Here is a 15,899-nt window from a genome sequence, read left to right as displayed (position 1 = left end):
CGCGGACGGCGGAAAGTGGTCGGATACCGCCTGACGTGGTCGGCGCATAACGACCCTAACCCGCCGCTCAAGCTGCTCGGTATAAATGGTTGTGGACCAGCACAAAGCGGACACTCGTTCCGAGCCAGTTTTGCGTTTCGGTTCGACCGGCTTGCGTGAGCGCCTCTCTTGTCTAGCTGTTTTCAGCGAACGGTATCACCTGACAGGTCATCCCTGAGTACGATCACGAACCGGGCATCGTCATTGACGCGATCGACTTCCAAGGCGCCTCCTAGTCCGATGGTGATGGCATTAGCGATATATAGCCCAAGACCAAGACCCGTTTTGTTCCGGGGGTTTCTCGACGACGATACATTGAAGGGACTTGTCATCGCACCGGGCGTAAACGGCGCGCCGACCGGAATGCGGTTAGTGATGGAGACTCGCCGTTGGTCTCCACACCGCCACGCGTTTATCTCAATTGGATAACGCATATCGCCATGATGCCGGGCATTGCTCAATAAGTTCGATATACCCTGTACAAGACGATCCGGATCCACCAGACAATCTCCAAGATCGTCGATCGCCACGGTCATTTCGACCCCGGGATGCGCTTCCCGCGCCCGTTCGATCGTTGCATACAGGAGCGGCGAGAGCGCGATCTTGCGGATATCCATGGCTAGACCCACGCCGGTGCGCAAGCGGCTGACGTCCAGGATGTAGGCGATCAACGACTGCATCCGCTGAGACGAGTATGCGATGCGTTTCACGCCGTCCGCATTCGAGACAAGTCCGCGTCCCATCAAGGTCACGACCATATCGATAGCCTGAAGGGGATCGCGCAAATCATGTCCCATGATGGCGAGCAAGGTAGCCCGCTCGTACTCGGCCGCCTGCATGTGATTGAGCGCCACCTCTTGCAAGATGGCCTTCAGTTCGCGAGCCGCAAACCGGTCCGTCGCATCCCAGGCTTTGCTGCTGCCGCGCACAATCTCTTTCCACGTCTCAAACGATTTGCGTGGCCTGATTCGCTGCGGGTTTGAACCGGCCTCCTCGACCTTCTCCGGTTGCCCGGCCCAATGAATAGTTTCAACGAGCTCGGCGCGCCACCAGATGATCGTGATCGCGGGCGTGCCGCTTAACTGGATCGCGAGAATGCCGGGCGCGTCGTTGATATCGGCATGCAGACCACTCAGTTCCGGCACGTCGCGCGAAACGAAGTCGGTCACCAGCAAGTCCTGACGATGATCGTTCAGGTAATCAGCTACCTTGATCGCGGCCGCGCGATCAAGGTTGGCCGGAAACGACCCCACACGATGGCCTACGAGCACCGACAGCGCATCGCAACCGATCAATCCGCGCATGGCCTCGTTCGCGGCCAGCAACCCGGCCGTCGCGTCGTCAGCCGATGCCAGCGCGCTCGCGACCTGACCACGGAGATCTTCGATACGGCTCTCAGCCATCGCCCGTTGCGAAAGTTCATTGCGCTCTACGGTGATCGACAGCACTTGAGCCAGGACCGTACACGACAGTCGAACTGCGTGAGAAATCGACAACGGCTCCATGTGATGGCAGGCAATAAGTCCCCAGAGTTTGCCATCAACGATGATAGAAACGCTCATGGAGGCCGTGACGCCCATATTCTTCAAATATTCGATGTGAATCGGCGAGACGCTGCGCAGCACCGAATGGGTCAAGTTGAGCGGCTTACCGCCCGCTTCCAAGGTGGCGGGTTCGATCGCCACCGGGACGTCTTCCACATCGGCAATGTGGCGGATCGGATTGAGCACATAGAGGCGTCGCGCCTGCGCGGGGATATCGCCGGCCGGGTACCGCAGATGAAGATAGGGCGCAAGCTGGGCGCGCCGCGATTCTGCGCTGACACTGCCGCTGCCGTCAGGCAAAAATCGATACGCCATGACACGATCAAAACCGGTCAGCGATCGAATGGCATCGGTCGCCACCTGCAGCAATTGTTCGAGCGACGAAGCAGCACTGCGCTGCAGCCGCTGGATGCTTTGGTGTACCAGGTTGGCGTAGTGCGTCGTCGGCGGGGCGTTCAGCGGTTTTGATTCCCACTCGACCACGAACAACCCATCGGTCCAATGCATGACGAGATCAAAACGACGGTAATCCGGCCCGAAACATTGCAGGCCTTCTTCGACTATCTCGGGATTGTCGAGTCCCCGGAAGATGGCGTCTCTCGCAATTGGGTCAAAATGCGACTCGGTCGTTTTTGTGCCTACGTCAGGCACAAGTCCGAGTAATGACGTTGCGTTGACGGAACGAGCGACTACCAGTCCCGCTCGATCGAATGCCACCAGCGCGCCGTGTCCCTGGATCAAGCCGAGAGCATGGATGGGCTCGAGATCGCAGCTTTCGACCTTTGATTGCATGGCGTTGCCGTCAGGCCTCGCGTGGAACTGGGATGGGAGCGGTGGTGCAAATGCCCCTGCTGAGGCATTGCGATGAGGAGTGCGGTGAATTGAGGGCTACTGCTTATTCGATTTTGTACGGATGAGCCCGATATGAGTCTCTGCTTAACAAGCCGACTTAGCAACCTTTCATTTTAGATGTTTCAAGCGTCTGCGGATGTCACGCAATGGTCGGCGTGTGCAAAAGCGACAACAAACGTTCAGTTTCATGCCTAATGCGTACGGTCAGGTCTTAAACGCACCGGGCTCAACGACCGTCACACTCACGCCGATCGGCGCCATCTCCGTGACCAGAGTCTCGAAAAGTACTTCAAGCGCGTACTTCGTCGCATGGTCGTAGCCGACTTCAACGCGATGAAGGACCGGCCTAATTTTTTGTACCGCTGATGGTCAACTCTTAACAGCTAAGCCGCACGCGTCTAGCTGATAGCCAGTTTTCTTTCAGACGTGGGTGTCGAGTACCAACTACCCGGACCTGGCGTTGCGATCTAACCCTTGATCCTGCTCGACATGCTTTAGCGCTTGAAGGAAACTCGAACTCCACCAGTGGACATCCTGCTTGCGAATCCGACTCATAAGCGCTTCGTGGCGCCGAATGCGCTCTTCGAGCGGCATCGTCAGCGCCCGTTGGATGGCTTGCGCTGTGCCGTGTGCGTCGTACGGGTTGACCATCAGCGCTTCTTTCAGTTGCTCTGCAGCGCCCGCGAAACGCGAAAGCACCAACATGCCGGGATCTGTCGGATCCTGCGCAGCAACGAATTCCTTCGCCACCAGATTCATCCCGTCGCGCAACGGCGTGACCAAGGCAACACGACTCGCGCGATAAAGCCCCGGTAGGCGCTTGCGGGCAACATTGCGGTGGATATAGCGGACCGGCATCCAGTCGAGTTCACCGTAGTCACCATTTATCGCACCGCACAGACTGTCCATTTGGCGGCGCAAATCGTCGTAGGCACCCACTGCTTCGCGGCTGGGAGAAGCGATCTGGATCAAAGTTGCGCTGCTACGATTCTCCGGATACTGAGCCAGCAGTTCACGAAAAGCGTGGATCCGCTGCGGTAGTCCTTTCGAATAGTCAAGGCGGTCAACGCCTAGCAGCAAACGCCGCCGTGAATATTCTTCCCGCATACGTTCAAACGTGTCGTGTCCCTCTTTTGCCTGGGCTAGGTTGACGACTTCGTCGACATCAATACCGATTGGGTAGGCGCCGATGCGCAGCGTGCGATTGAAAGCGCGAAGACGATCGTGACTCAACTGCTCAGCTGGCGCTTCGGATTGGACGTAGTGAGTGAAGTGCGTTACATCGGTTTCACTCTGGAAGCCGACCAGATCGTATGCGAACAGCGAGCGCATCAACCATTCATGCTCGGGAACTGCCGCCATGATTTCCAGCGGAGGCATCGGAACGTGCAGGAAGAAGCCGATCCGGTTAGTGCACCCCATGGCTCGCAACTCGGCCGCAAGGGGAATCAGATGGTAATCGTGGACCCAAATGAGATCGTCGGGCTTAAGCAGTGGCATCAGCTTCTGCGCGAACAACTGGTTCACCCGCCGATACCCGGCGGCAAAGTCAACGTCGAAATTGGCTAGATCGAGCCGGTAGTGAAATACCGGCCACAACACGTCGTTGGAGTACCCAAGATAGTAAGTGTCGTAGTCGCGCTGACTCAGGTCGATCGTAGCTAGCGTCACGTTTCCGACCGTTTGCACGCGAACATCCTGGTTCCCAACGGCGGGCTCCGCTACGTCACGGATTTTGCCGCTCCAGCCAAACCACAGGCCGCCAGTCTGCTGCAAGCTTTCCTTCACCGCTACAGCTAGCCCTCCGGCTGCAGATTTGCGGGGATCGGCGGTACGATTGGAAACGACAACTAGACGACTCACAAGCTCTCCATATTCATGAATGGCTTCAGATCGTGCGCGAGTATCTCGGCTGGCAGTATCCGCATGGCCTCAGCGTACCGATCGTAACATGGCCCCTTGCTGTCAGTTTTAGACGCAAAATCGTTCGTCTCGCAAGGTACAGCCTTTGACAATCACAGATGGATGTACGACACGCGGAAGCAACGCCGAACTGCGTAGGGTGATTATGAATTTCGATCGAGCGCTTCACGCGCAATAGTGTTTTCCGGAACGGATCCCTTCACCGGGTTATCGCATTCTTTCGCATCAAATCTGTTTTGCACTTCGGGTAGAAGCGCATAGCAAATTGTGAAAACTATCTACGTGCTGGAATGCGCACATGCGGCTTTCAAGGTCTCTGCCGATGCGGACTAACTGGTGCATACTGAAATTTCGCTATCCTTAGGAGGATTCGTGAAATTCCAATACAACTCTTTCAATATCGAATGTTTAGCATCCGAAACCGCCGGACGTTTCTTAGGACAGGCAACGATATGGCGACCTTCGTCACCCGGCTTGGGAGAAAGCGGCATAGAGTCAGGCTACCTTCGATCCTTTGATAGTGAGGCACAGGCTCTAGGATTCGCCCGCTCTTGGGCCGAAAAGTGGTGTGACACGCATTAGGCCCAGAACAACACCGCATTGCCGACGGTGTAGTGATGAATGTCGCGCGTTTTATGTAATTTTATGTATCGTCAAAGCCTTGCGATCCGGCTTTCAAGAACCTCGCGCGCGATTCGGTATCGTAGGGCTTATCACCCGTATGAAACTTTCGCACCAGTGGCGTGGGCTCGCTTCTCCTGAAGCATATAGCCAGCGGCCTTCCCTTTCCCCAAGCGAAAACTGGAACCGACTCGTGACGTCGAGCCCACCGACCCAGTCGTAGGCGATGGCTTTGCTTTGCGAGTCACGGATGCGTGTCATCGTCGAATGCATCATGGATCCATCAGCGAGCAACAACATTGTTAGAAAAGGCGCATGCTAGCGAATTCGATCGTCTACCTCGCGGAGATCATAAATGAGCAAAAAGACCTTCTTGCACGGCAAATACACCGTGACCGTCGAATCCACAGAAAGCAACACAGGCTCCTGGTCATCAGCGATCAGTCTGGCAAAGGATGGCTCAGATGTTCCCGTCCGGTCGGCAATGAGCGGTCAATCAGCGTGGCCAACCGATGCCGAGGCGATCTTGGGTGGCATTACGGAGGGACTCGTGTATGTGAATCGTGACAACAAGAGCGCCAGTGACTAATTTAGCGATGCTGAGGGGACCTCGTAGCAATGTCGAATGTCCGAAGGACGCGTGACTGCAGGCGACGTTCGTTGCTGCCGCGTGTGCATGACTCAATATGCAAATCAACCCAAGAGGATACCAATCATGTATGAAGCCAAGTTGAGTAACCTAGCTGCACGGATAGCGATTCAAACCAGCAACGCGACGTTAAACGGCGACGAAACGGCGCAATGGGTTGAGCGTATGAGCGCTGAAGTTGATGCATTACAGTGTGAGATTGAACGTAATCAAAACGTCGAGGCTGCGCCCCGTGCCGCGCTATTGGAGACACTGGCAGATGCGCGCGATCGTGTACGGGTTTTGGCGCTCGATCAGATTTAAGGGGAAACGGTTCGAGCGTCTCGTCTGGCAAGACCGATAACGAATATAGGGGCCGGTGTCGACTACCGACGATTGGCAAAAATCGACCCGACAAAGTGCTTCGCCAATCGCGGAAGCGGACATATAGTCGGGGTGTCGGCTTCCCAATTTCTTGCCAATCGGCATGCGGATAGTCACCTGTGCGATGCTCCTTAAGCCCAAAGGGCATTGCTGCCCGAAGGGCTCCACCAGCTTGCTATCGTCTGCCTCGCCGGCGCCACTGCCTACGCGTGGAACGGTACCCAGAACATCTTCACTTCAACGTTCAAGAGCCGCGACTTCACGGTCGGGTCATCCGTCGCAATCTTGTTAGCTTCCTCATAATCGGCAGCCCGGATTGTCACCGATCCAGGTACAGATGTCGAATGACTGCAACAGGCCGGCTTTTGCCTGTCACGTTTCGGCAGAAGTCGACCCACAATCGCCCGGCCAGCTCGCTCCGCAAAGGACATTTGAGCTCACGTTCCAAGCCCACCCTCAGGGCTGTCTTGAGCGTGTTTCACGCGTCGAGATTTCACGTCGCAGTCTCGATCACAAAATGCTTAAGTTGGGCCAGGGCAGGAGGCAGGTCACTATGGCCGTAAGCGGTCACTGATTGACGTTCCTCTTTGTTCTCGCGGAGGCGACAGGGGCGGAGGTCAGTATCCTCCGCCCCTGTCGAACGGCGACCGATCACCGCCGCTTCGCCGCTCCTCTGACGTCAGGAGGCAAAGATTAACTTGTTTCAGGGCGACATGCGATCCGTGCTCGTACGTCGGGTGATGCCAGGCAGGTTGCAACTGCCTCGTAACCCGGCGCGCCGGGGTAAGGTGCTACCCGGACGGGTGGACTGTGATTTGCCGGGCAAAGAATGATGGCCTCTTCAGCTCCAACTGCCGCCAAATCCAGGATTGCTGAAGAGCGCGTCAGCAGAAAGAGAGGCCGACCGCCGGTTTTTGCTCGGTGGCGCAGATAGTTGATCAATGCCTCCTGCGTTGCCTGTCCGAGATCCTGTTCGATCATATCCACGACCAGGACATCAGAGCCTTCAGTTTCCAAACCGACGAGCAACGCGGTTAGGGCTTCGGATGTTGTTGCGCCCTCGTCGGCGAGCCACCCCAATGCCTGATTGACGCGTGACTTGAGAGCCGGATCAGCGTTCAGCAAGTTAATAGCCGAAGCGCCGCCATTTTCCAGCCGGTCCAAACCCAGGAACGCTGCGTTAGGCAAAGTTTCTGCCAGGCGACCGGCCAGCCTAGTCTTCCCACTGCCCAGCGAACCAATGATGTAATTCAATGGGCGGACATCACGAAGTTCAAACCATTCACCACCCCATGGCCACGGGAGTTCGAATGCCACGCAGTGCTTTGCCCTATCGAGCAGGCGTGCTAGTTCACCGTCGCCTGGCATCTGACCTCGCGCAAGATCGGACCGGATGCTCCGGACCTTGTCCAGCTTACGGACAAGGTCATGGATTTCATCATCAAGTGTGGCTTCGTGCGCAGCTAAGCCTGCTCCCAAACTTCGAGAATCACCATCTAACGCTCGCGTAACCTGGGCAAGGCTGAGACCTAGTGCGCGCAGGGCCACAACCTCGGCAGCACGAACCATATCGGTGGGCCCATACGCTCGGTATCCTGCAGCCGTACGGCCGGGAGTTACTAATCCTTGCTGCTCATATAGCCGTAGGGCTTTGATCGATACACCTAGACGTCCGGCAGCCTCTGACGCGTTCATACATCTGGCGGAAGAACTCATAAGTCACCTCTTTGTTGTTGACCAGCAGTCAGCATGAGGGTGACCCCAAGGGCCGGGTCAACGGGGATTTTAGAACGTCGCTGAGGGCTCTCGGCAAGTTATTAACGATATCGCGATTGTTGACGATCCAGCCGGCATCGGCGAAGGACCGTTCCTGGCCGATGTCGCACGGTCGCGACTGGAAGCATATGGCCAGTTGGTGACGTTTTCACGTATCGATTTTGGGTCTTTCGGTTCCCAGTATCCGCCACTGCCGTGGTAGGTTTCCGCGTGCAACCAGAACCTCTCCTCGCAATGTAGGCAGCGAAAATGGTACTCAGCGTAGTCGTCCCATCTTGCGCCTTTCGCGAGTTCGTCAAACGAGACGGAGACCCAAGGGCTATTGGGAAGCACCTCTACGAGTGTTTTGTCGGCGATGTTTTCCGCGGCGATTTGTATCGCTTTGCGTAGCTCGCGAGGAAGCCTAACTGCGTAGCGAACGCAGAGGTCCGCACATCGATCACATGCCACAGAAGAACATTCCGTCGGTATTGTTGCTACGTTTAGTGGGGTAATCGGTCGGTATCGGTGAAGGCGATGAACGGGATTGTCGGCGATCTGGGCGACCATGTCGAATGACCGTTTGTGGCCGATACGCGTCGCACGAAGTGCGTCGACTAGTATCACGCCATCTCGTATTCGCTTACCCCGCGCTAAATACAAACGACCCGCTCAATCTCGTCCACCGTCATTTCCATCGCATCGTCGCGGGCGCAATCCATAATCCTTCGATTCTCAATGCTTCTCAGCCACGTCAGCTGGCGTTTGCACAACTGACGCGTCGCGAACACGCCTTTATCGCGCATGGTCGCGTAGTCAATGGTCCGGTCCAGATATTCCCAGACTTGCCGGTATCCCACACAGCGCATCGATGGCATGGCCGGCGTTAAATCACCTCGCGCGCGTAACGCCTCGACTTCTTCTATCAGGCCCGCTTTCAACATATCGTCGAAGCGCTTTTCTATCCTACGATGCAACACGCTTCTATCCGATGGCTCCAGCGAAATCGGAACAAACTCAGGTTCGCTTTCCTGACTCCTTTTCGGGTCTTTCAATATTACGGATAAAGTTCTGCCCGTCAGCATGAACACTTCCAGCGCACGCTGGATTCGCTGCGAATCGTTGGGTGCGAGTCGCGCCGCAGTATCCGGATCAATTGCAGCCAGTCGCGCATGCAAGGCCGGCCAGCCATCACGCGCTGCTTCTTCATCGAGTGCCGCGCGCATTTCCGGATTCGCTTCCGGTAAATCATTTAATCCACGCGTCAAAGCCATGTAATACAACATGGTTCCGCCGACCAATAACGGAATCCGTCCACGTGCTTTAATCTCTGCCACCAGCTTCAACGCATCATTGCGGAATTGAGCAGCTGAATACGATTCAGCCGGATCGATGATATCGATTAGATGATGCGGCGCCAGCGCGCGTTCTTCCGCAGTCGGTTTAGCCGTGCCTATATCCATGCCGCGATAAACCAGCGCCGAATCCACGCTGATGATTTCCACCGGCCTGCGCTGTGCGAACGCTAAAGCCGCAGCCGTTTTTCCCGATGCCGTCGGCCCAAGCAAACAAGCAATTCGCCGCGCGCTCATTGGCCGCGCATGAAAAGTCGATCGAGATCGCCGAGCGTCAGCTGAAACCAGGTCGGGCGGCCGTGGTTGCACTGGTCGCCGCGCTCGGTAGCTTCCATCTGGCGCAGCAGGCCGTTCATTTCGTCCAGCGTCAGCCGCCGGTTTGCCCGCACTGCGTGATGGCAGGCGAGCGTGCCGAGCAATTCATGCTGGCGCTCGGTCAACACGCGCGAACCGCCATAAGCCTGCAGATCCGAAATCACCGCACGCGCGAGGGATTGCAAATCGGCATCTTTGAGCAGCGCAGGGACTGCGCGGATTGCGATCGAGCCGGGCGACAAAATCGCCAGATCAAATCCCAGCGCGTCGAGCACTTCACGTTCTTCCTCGACCACGCCCATTTCGACGGCATCGACGGTCATCGTCACCGGAATCAGCAACGGTTGAACCGCGATTGCGCGGTCGGCCAGCGAGTTCTTGAACTGCTCGTAGAGGATGCGCTCGTGGGCCGCGTGCATGTCCACGATGATCAAACCCTGCGCATTCTGCGCGAGCACATAGATGCCGTGAATCTGGCCGAGCGCGAAGCCCAACGGCTGCTCATCGGCAGCCATATCCGATGCGCCCGGCATCGAGGCGTAAAGCGGAGCGCTGGGCTGAGTCGGAGAGTCGGTGTCTGTCGTTACGCTGCCGGCAAGCGTTGCGCCCTGCGGCGTGCCGGCGTTGACATCGCGGCGTCCGAACAGCGCGTCGTACAGCGCGAGCGGCTGTGCAACCGGCAGATTGCCTTGCGTCATCCGCGATTGCCGCAGCCAGTTTGTACCGGTGTCGTTTCTCTGGCCGGGCGTTGGGTCACCGCTCGGCGTACCACCGAAACCCGCGCCCGCGTAAGGCCGGGCGGTAAAAGACGCGATTCCCGTCGGCTCCAGCTGCGCGGCGTGACCGCCGGCCGTCGTTTCCGGCGATGCCCCCGCGTTACGCGCCAACGCCCGTTGCACCGCATGGAACACGTATTGGTGAATCGAGCGTGAATCGCGGAAACGCACTTCGATCTTCGATGGATGCACATTCACATCGACGGATTCCGGCGGCAAATCGAGGAACAGCACGTACGACGGATACCGATTGCCATGCAGCACGTCCTCATACGCGGCGCGCACGGCGTGCGTCAGCAGCTTGTCGCGCACGAAACGTCCGTTGACGAAGAAGTATTGCTGGTCGGCGCGGCCGCGGCTCGCGGTCGGCAGGCCGGCGCAGCCATACACGGCCAATGGTCCGGCACGTTCATCGAGCGGCAGATGCGCGGTGGCAAAGACATCGCCGAGAATTTTTGCGACGCGCGTGGACGGGTCCGACGCGTTCCAGTGCTCGACGGCTTTGCCGTTATGGATCACCGATATCGCGATGTCAGGCCTCGCCAGCGCCACTCGCCGGATCACTTCGAGGCAATGTCCGAGTTCGGTCTGCTCGCTTTTCAGGAATTTGCGGCGCGCGGGCGTGTTGAAGTACAACTCGCGCACTTCCATTGTGGTGCCGATTGTTCCGGCCGCCGGCGAAATAGCGCCCGTCTGGGCATCGATCTTCGTAGCATGCGCGCAAGTCGCCGTCCGGCTGGTGATGAAAAGCTCCGCCACCGACGCAATCGACGCCAACGCCTCGCCGCGAAACCCGAGCGACGCCACCGCTTCCAGCTCGGCGAGCGAGCGGATCTTGCTGGTGGCGTGGCGCAACAAAGCCAAGGAAAGCTCGGCGGGGGGAATGCCGCAGCCATCATCGACGATCATGATGCGTTTCACGCCGCCTTCGTCGAGCGTGATTCGCAAGCTCGACGCGCCGGCATCCAGCGCGTTTTCGAGCAATTCCTTGACCACGGACGCCGGCCGTTCCACCACCTCGCCCGCCGCGATCTGGCTGATCAGCTGGTCGGGCAGTGGCTGTATGGCGCGCGAGGCGCGCGGCAAGCGCCCGGCGGCGGGGGAATCGGAAATCGTGTCGGATGAATCGATGAGATCGGGCATGCCGAAATTATAAAGCTTCACGCCCGTGAACGATTTCGCCGCCGTCCGGTCTGCCACTACGCGTTCGCCGGAGTCATCGAACGGCGAGCTGGTCTACGCGTTCCGGAGCGGCGCAAACCGGCCGATTGGCGTGAAAACCCGCCAATGAGACCGCGCTTCGCGAATTTTCGGGCGTCGAGTTCGGTATCATGGCGCGACTGTTTTTATCGCAACGTTTTTGCAACGATATGCCCGCGCACGCACGCAGTCGTTGCCAGTTTTCCGCTTATTTCATCTTGGTCGAGGCCCTCTTTTGGATACGCTGCTGTCATTCCTGAGTCTTATTCTCCATATCGACAAATCGCTTGGATTTTTCATCCAGCATTACGGCGGCTGGGTGTACGCGGTGCTGTTCCTGATCGTGTTCTGCGAAACCGGACTCGTGGTGTTTCCGTTCCTGCCGGGTGATTCGCTGTTGTTCATTGGCGGCGCGTTCGCGGCGAGCGGATCGATGGATCTTGGTGCGTTGATCGTGCTGCTGCTGATCGCGGCGATCCTCGGGAACACGGTGAATTACTGGATTGGCCGCGCGATCGGCCCCAAGGTCTTCGATACCCACATTCCCGTGCTCGAACGTTTCCTTGATCGCGAAGCGCTTCGCAAGACGCAAGGTTTCTACGCGCGCCACGGCGGCAAAACCATCGTTCTCGCGCGCTTCGTGCCGATTGTGAGGACGTTTGCGCCATTCGTCGCGGGTGCATCGGCGATGAAAGCCTCGCGCTTTCAATTGTTCAACATACTCGGCGCACTGTTCTGGGTATTGCTGCTCGTATTGCTCGGTTATTTCTTCGGCAATATTCCGTTTATCCGCCAGTACTTAAACGTGATCGCGCTGATCGGCGTGTGCGCGGCAATCGTACCGATCGCGCTGGGCGCGTTGTGGAAAGTCATGCGGCGTAAAGCGAGTAATTAAACGGGATTGGTTGGTTCAAACGCGCGGTTCAAAAGCGTGAATATGACGGGCAAGGTATTCGGACCGCCGGCGTCTTCGCCGCCAAAACGTAAAAGGTTAGAATGCCGAATGGTTGGCTCGGTGTTTCGAATATCGAAATGAACGACGCTGTTATTTCGTGAACCAACGTTAAATGTTTTATGCTGGCGAAGGTTGGCGAGGTCTTATAGCAAATGTTGGAACGAACAAGAAGTGAAGCGGGAGCGGCGCGCAACTGGCGCCGTCTCAGGCTGGTGGTGGCGGTGCTGGGTGTCACGGCGCTGCTCTGCGGCTGCGGGATTTTTGGCTGCGGCGGCAGCGCGACGAACGGCGGGGCTTTTGGCGGATGTGGCGCCGGCATGCGGTTCTGAGCGCTCGCAAGCAGCCCGGAAATATCAATATCTGGAAGTCAGGGAAGACGGCAAGCATGGCGGTATCGCGTTCAGGTAATTCAGGATGGGCCGTCAACGGCCGCGGGGGAGTGCTCGGTGCGCTCGTTTCCATTGGCGTGGCTGTCTCGATAGCCGGTTGCGGGACAGCGATGACGCCCGCGCCTATCGTCGAGCAGTCCACGGGCGGCGCGAGTTCGCCTGCGGTGATCTCTACTACGCCGCCGGGCGCCGGGTCAGCGGCCGGACCGTCTGCCATCGCGCCGGTGCAGGCCGATGCCGGGCCAGGGTTTTATCGCGTGAAGCCGGGCGATACGCTGTATGGCATCGCCCGCGCGCAAAAGCAGCGCCCGTCCGACCTCATCAAGTGGAACAACCTGCCGGAAAGCATGCAGGTCAACGTCGACCAGTTGTTGCGCGTCGCGCCGCCGGGTAGCACGGGCACGGCCGCCAGCGCTGACGACTGGAGCAAACAGGCTTCATCGGCGGCGGCATCGAAGGCCGGGCCGCCGATCATCGGCGCACCGGCCGCGACCGCGAGCAACAACAGCGCCCCGGCCGACACCAGCACGCCCGCAATCAACTCGAAGGGCGCGTGGCTCACGTGGCCGGCACAAGGCGACGTGATCACGAAGTTCGGCGAAGGCGGCAGCAAGGGTATCGATATTGGCGGCAAGCTCGGCGAACCGGTGAAAGCCGCGGCGGCTGGCAGGGTCGTGTATGCGGGCAGCGGTTTGCGCGCTTACGGCCAGATGATTATCGTCAAGCACAGCAACGACTTCCTGACAGCCTACGCGCACAACGGCAAGCTGCTGGTGAAGGAAGGCGATACCGTCCGCCAGGGTGCGAATATCGCGGAAATGGGGAACGGGCCGAGCAACAAGCCGTTGCTTCACTTCGAACTGCGCAAGTCGGGGCAGGCCGTGGATCCGGTGCCGTCGCTGAAGAAGGCCGGGTGATGAACACGGTTCAGAGCGCGCATACAACGGGAGCGAGGCCAATATGAAACGGTTCCTGCTCGCCACCGCGTGCGCATCTGCCGTGCTGCTTGCGGGTTGCAACGACCAGCAAAACGCGGACGCCATGAACAAGCTCAGAGCGTTCTTTAACGCCGTCAAACCCGACACCTTGCTGCTGAAGGACCTGACGCCGGGCGTGACGACCGAGGCGCAGATTCTCGACCAGATGGGCGAACCTGAAACGACGCGCAACTACACCGACGGCTCGAAGCGTTTCGAATATCCGCGTGGTCCGGCGGGGACGAACACCTATTTCGTCGATATCGATCCTAACGGCAAATTCGTTTCGGTTACGCAGGTGCTGACGGCTGCGAACATCGCCAAGATCCGGCCGGGCATGACGCAGGACGAAGTGCGGCGCTTGTTGGGCAAGCCGACGACCATCGCCGAATATCCGCTCAAGCAAGAGCGCGTGTGGAGCTGGCATTGGGAAGAGGGCGGCGTGACGCGTGACGCCATGTTCAACGCGCATTTCGGCCCCGATGGCATTGTGACGACCACGTCGCGATCGGAAGCGTTGGGCGGCGGCAAGCATTGAGTCGCGTGGCGGGGCGTTTCACGGGTCGTTTCAACATCGCGGTACCCCGACCGATGGATCACCAGAAATCAAGACACGCTATTGAGCGCGAGGCGCTCATGACGCTGGCGGCGCGTCATCGCGCGGACCGGGCGACGGCGTTTGCAGCGCTTGGGACGCTTGAAACGGCAAACGCGAGCTGGCAATGCGAGCGCGGACACGCGTGGGACGACGGCGTCAGCGCCGCGCAGAACGTGCGCTGCATGAACTGCGCGACTCAGCGCCGCGAGCAGCACACCGAGCGTCTCAAGGCCCTTGCTGAGGAGCGGGGCGGGAGATTGTTGTCGGCGAGCTATGTCGATGCCGCCACGGCGTTGCAATGGGAATGCGCGTTCGGACATAGCTGGGACGCGCAAGCCGAGGTTGCCACACGACGATGGTGTGCCGAGTGCAGGCGCCGGGGCGTATACGACGCGCCGACACCGTCGCAAAGAAGAAGCGGTGGCACGCGACTGCCGGCGATCGACGATCTGACACCAATGACGAGTGCGAGTCAGCGATAAGCGTCGCCAGACACCCTCGCAAATTATTTTCGATTTATCCGGAATAGACGGGAAAAAAATGGGTTCGCCCTAGTACCAACCCGTTAAACACTCTGGAGTCGAAAATGAAAAAGATCGCCCTGTTCGTGATGTCCGCCGCTGTTCTTGCATCGTCAAGCGCATTTGCTCAGTCTCAAGGACTGACGCGCGCCGATGTGCGTCAGCAACTCGCTGAAGCGCAACAAGACGGGTCACAGCGCGTTAGCAACGCGTCATATCCCGATGTGGCTCGCATCTATACGAATCAGGTCGCGCAGGCAAAGCAAGGCGCGTCGGCTTATGGCGGCGTTGCCTCCGGTTCGAGTGCCAGTTCGTCGCGCTCGGCGAATATGAGCAGCCTGAGTCATGAAGCCTGTGTCGGGCCGTACAGCTTCTGCAACATCTATGCGGGTTCGTGATGGCCGCCCTGGTCTAAGACTTTTACCGTGAGCCACTTTAGCCGCTCGCACGAATTACCGTAGCAGGATCAGTTGAGGCACGGTGTCCGAACCGCACCATATGATTGCATTTTGCGCGTGTTTCGTACCAAGTTGTTTGGCATCACTAAGTTTTAGGCCAAGGACCAGAGAACTTGGTTCACCCGGCCATGTTCCCGACGGATGCTCGCCGATCCCTTCGATAAAACGCAGGCTCATTAGTGCAAGCTGCTCGGCAAGTGCGGCTTGCCGGGCCGCGTTCACCGTTGCGCTGGTCAATGTGCTCAACGGATTCGCCGCGGTAATAAACGCACTACAGTCGACGCCGAAGGTCCGATGAAGTTTGGCCAGATCGGGATTGGCGTGCCCTACACGCAGCGTTACCGGGGCATCGCCCAAGACACGATAATAGGTTTCCTCATAAGCCCGGAGCATGTCCGGGTCGATGGCCGAATTGAATTGCAAAGCAATCTCCTTGGCGTTGCTGCGAGAGCCGTCCGTATGTTGTAGAAATCGTATCAGACTGCCGCGGGGCGTCGTTGCGTGCGCTTGGGCGCGTTTAGTCTGATAGCGAGGCGACGTTACATGTTGCGGAACTGGCAGCTCAATTAGATGTTGCGGCCGAGATACCTGCGCAAACATGTAGGATAT

Annotated in this window: 14 protein-coding genes; 8 read left to right on the top strand and 6 right to left on the bottom strand. The window is 58.3% G+C overall.

Annotated features, from left to right (window positions below):
* Window positions 1–182: 182 nt before the first annotated feature.
* Window positions 183–2,375 (bottom strand): GAF domain-containing protein, encoded by a 2,193-nt coding sequence (locus ACMX25_RS09910; protein ID WP_414949558.1) that lies wholly within the window; start codon window positions 2,373–2,375, stop codon window positions 183–185.
* Window positions 2,376–2,879: 504 nt separating this feature from the next.
* Window positions 2,880–4,298, bottom strand: a complete 1,419-nt coding sequence (otsA, locus tag ACMX25_RS09905; protein ID WP_414949557.1) for an alpha,alpha-trehalose-phosphate synthase (UDP-forming) — start codon at window positions 4,296–4,298, stop codon at window positions 2,880–2,882.
* A gap of 1,036 nt (window positions 4,299–5,334) precedes the next feature.
* Here otsA and ACMX25_RS09900 point away from each other — a divergent pair.
* Together ACMX25_RS09900 and ACMX25_RS09895 are read left to right on the top strand one after the other, a co-directional pair.
* Window positions 5,335–5,568, top strand: coding sequence for a DUF6566 family protein (locus tag ACMX25_RS09900; RefSeq protein WP_414949556.1), 234 nt, complete (start codon window positions 5,335–5,337; stop codon window positions 5,566–5,568).
* A gap of 126 nt (window positions 5,569–5,694) precedes the next feature.
* Window positions 5,695–5,931: a hypothetical protein gene (locus tag ACMX25_RS09895; RefSeq protein ID WP_414949555.1), complete on the top strand. Its 237-nt coding sequence runs from the start codon at window positions 5,695–5,697 to the stop codon at window positions 5,929–5,931.
* Window positions 5,932–6,684: 753 nt separating this feature from the next.
* On the opposite strand, the gene ACMX25_RS09890 is transcribed toward ACMX25_RS09895, so the two are convergent.
* The 3 genes from ACMX25_RS09890 to mutL all read right to left on the bottom strand — a co-directional run bounded on the left by ACMX25_RS09890 (window position 6,685) and on the right by mutL (window position 11,335).
* Window positions 6,685–7,707 carry a MerR family transcriptional regulator gene (locus ACMX25_RS09890; protein ID WP_414949553.1) on the bottom strand — a complete coding sequence of 341 codons (1,023 nt, stop codon included), beginning with the start codon at window positions 7,705–7,707 and terminating at the stop codon, window positions 6,685–6,687.
* Between the two features lie 692 nt (window positions 7,708–8,399).
* Window positions 8,400–9,338: a tRNA (adenosine(37)-N6)-dimethylallyltransferase MiaA gene (miaA, locus tag ACMX25_RS09885; RefSeq protein ID WP_414949552.1), complete on the bottom strand. Its 939-nt coding sequence runs from the start codon at window positions 9,336–9,338 to the stop codon at window positions 8,400–8,402.
* The gene (gene mutL, locus ACMX25_RS09880; RefSeq protein ID WP_414949679.1) at window positions 9,335–11,335 is read right to left on the bottom strand and encodes a DNA mismatch repair endonuclease MutL; all 2,001 of its coding nucleotides are present in this window, start codon (window positions 11,333–11,335) and stop codon (window positions 9,335–9,337) included. The genes miaA and mutL overlap by 4 nt, the downstream gene beginning before the upstream one ends.
* Window positions 11,336–11,627: 292 nt before the next feature.
* Between mutL and ACMX25_RS09875 the strand changes: the two genes are divergently transcribed.
* The 6 genes from ACMX25_RS09875 (at window position 11,628) to ACMX25_RS09850 (ending at window position 15,230) form a co-directional block, all read left to right on the top strand.
* On the top strand, window positions 11,628–12,287 hold the full coding sequence (locus ACMX25_RS09875) for a VTT domain-containing protein (RefSeq protein WP_414949551.1): 660 nt from the start codon (window positions 11,628–11,630) through the stop codon (window positions 12,285–12,287).
* A gap of 212 nt (window positions 12,288–12,499) precedes the next feature.
* Window positions 12,500–12,676, top strand: coding sequence for a hypothetical protein (locus ACMX25_RS09870; protein WP_414949550.1), 177 nt, complete (start codon window positions 12,500–12,502; stop codon window positions 12,674–12,676).
* A gap of 56 nt (window positions 12,677–12,732) precedes the next feature.
* Entirely contained in the window at window positions 12,733–13,653 is a 921-nt protein-coding gene (locus ACMX25_RS09865; protein WP_414949549.1) for a peptidoglycan DD-metalloendopeptidase family protein, read from the top strand.
* Between the two features lie 43 nt (window positions 13,654–13,696).
* Window positions 13,697–14,251 (top strand): outer membrane protein assembly factor BamE domain-containing protein, encoded by a 555-nt coding sequence (gene bamE, locus ACMX25_RS09860; RefSeq protein WP_414949547.1) that lies wholly within the window; start codon window positions 13,697–13,699, stop codon window positions 14,249–14,251.
* Between the two features lie 53 nt (window positions 14,252–14,304).
* Window positions 14,305–14,793 carry a hypothetical protein gene (locus ACMX25_RS09855; RefSeq protein ID WP_414949546.1) on the top strand — a complete coding sequence of 163 codons (489 nt, stop codon included), beginning with the start codon at window positions 14,305–14,307 and terminating at the stop codon, window positions 14,791–14,793.
* A 104-nt stretch (window positions 14,794–14,897) separates the two neighbouring features.
* Window positions 14,898–15,230 (top strand): DUF4148 domain-containing protein, encoded by a 333-nt coding sequence (locus ACMX25_RS09850; protein ID WP_414949544.1) that lies wholly within the window; start codon window positions 14,898–14,900, stop codon window positions 15,228–15,230.
* Between the two features lie 54 nt (window positions 15,231–15,284).
* Here the strand turns inward: ACMX25_RS09850 and ACMX25_RS09845 are convergent, their stop codons facing one another.
* The gene (locus ACMX25_RS09845; protein ID WP_414949543.1) at window positions 15,285–15,713 is read right to left on the bottom strand and encodes a DUF3293 domain-containing protein; all 429 of its coding nucleotides are present in this window, start codon (window positions 15,711–15,713) and stop codon (window positions 15,285–15,287) included.
* Window positions 15,714–15,899 lie beyond the last annotated feature (186 nt).

Origin of the sequence: Caballeronia eucalypticola (assembly GCF_047608185.1) — a bacterium.
GTDB lineage: Bacteria > Pseudomonadota > Gammaproteobacteria > Burkholderiales > Burkholderiaceae > Caballeronia.
This window is presented reverse-complemented; position numbering and strand designations above follow the sequence as displayed.

What these genes read in the sequence shown, in the direction of transcription:
- miaA (WP_414949552.1), bottom strand. Translation starts at nt 9,338, where the DNA reads ATGAGCGCGCGGCGAATTGCTTGTTTGCTTGGGCCGACGGCATCGGGA.
- ACMX25_RS09910 (WP_414949558.1), bottom strand. Translation starts at nt 2,375, where the DNA reads ATGCAATCAAAGGTCGAAAGCTGCGATCTCGAGCCCATCCATGCTCTC.
- ACMX25_RS09855 (WP_414949546.1), top strand. Translation starts at nt 14,305, where the DNA reads ATGGATCACCAGAAATCAAGACACGCTATTGAGCGCGAGGCGCTCATG.
- ACMX25_RS09850 (WP_414949544.1), top strand. Translation starts at nt 14,898, where the DNA reads ATGAAAAAGATCGCCCTGTTCGTGATGTCCGCCGCTGTTCTTGCATCG.
- mutL (WP_414949679.1), bottom strand. Translation starts at nt 11,335, where the DNA reads ATGCCCGATCTCATCGATTCATCCGACACGATTTCCGATTCCCCCGCC.
- ACMX25_RS09895 (WP_414949555.1), top strand. Translation starts at nt 5,695, where the DNA reads ATGTATGAAGCCAAGTTGAGTAACCTAGCTGCACGGATAGCGATTCAA.
- ACMX25_RS09900 (WP_414949556.1), top strand. Translation starts at nt 5,335, where the DNA reads ATGAGCAAAAAGACCTTCTTGCACGGCAAATACACCGTGACCGTCGAA.
- ACMX25_RS09870 (WP_414949550.1), top strand. Translation starts at nt 12,500, where the DNA reads ATGTTGGAACGAACAAGAAGTGAAGCGGGAGCGGCGCGCAACTGGCGC.
- ACMX25_RS09865 (WP_414949549.1), top strand. Translation starts at nt 12,733, where the DNA reads ATGGCGGTATCGCGTTCAGGTAATTCAGGATGGGCCGTCAACGGCCGC.
- bamE (WP_414949547.1), top strand. Translation starts at nt 13,697, where the DNA reads ATGAAACGGTTCCTGCTCGCCACCGCGTGCGCATCTGCCGTGCTGCTT.
- ACMX25_RS09890 (WP_414949553.1), bottom strand. Translation starts at nt 7,707, where the DNA reads ATGAGTTCTTCCGCCAGATGTATGAACGCGTCAGAGGCTGCCGGACGT.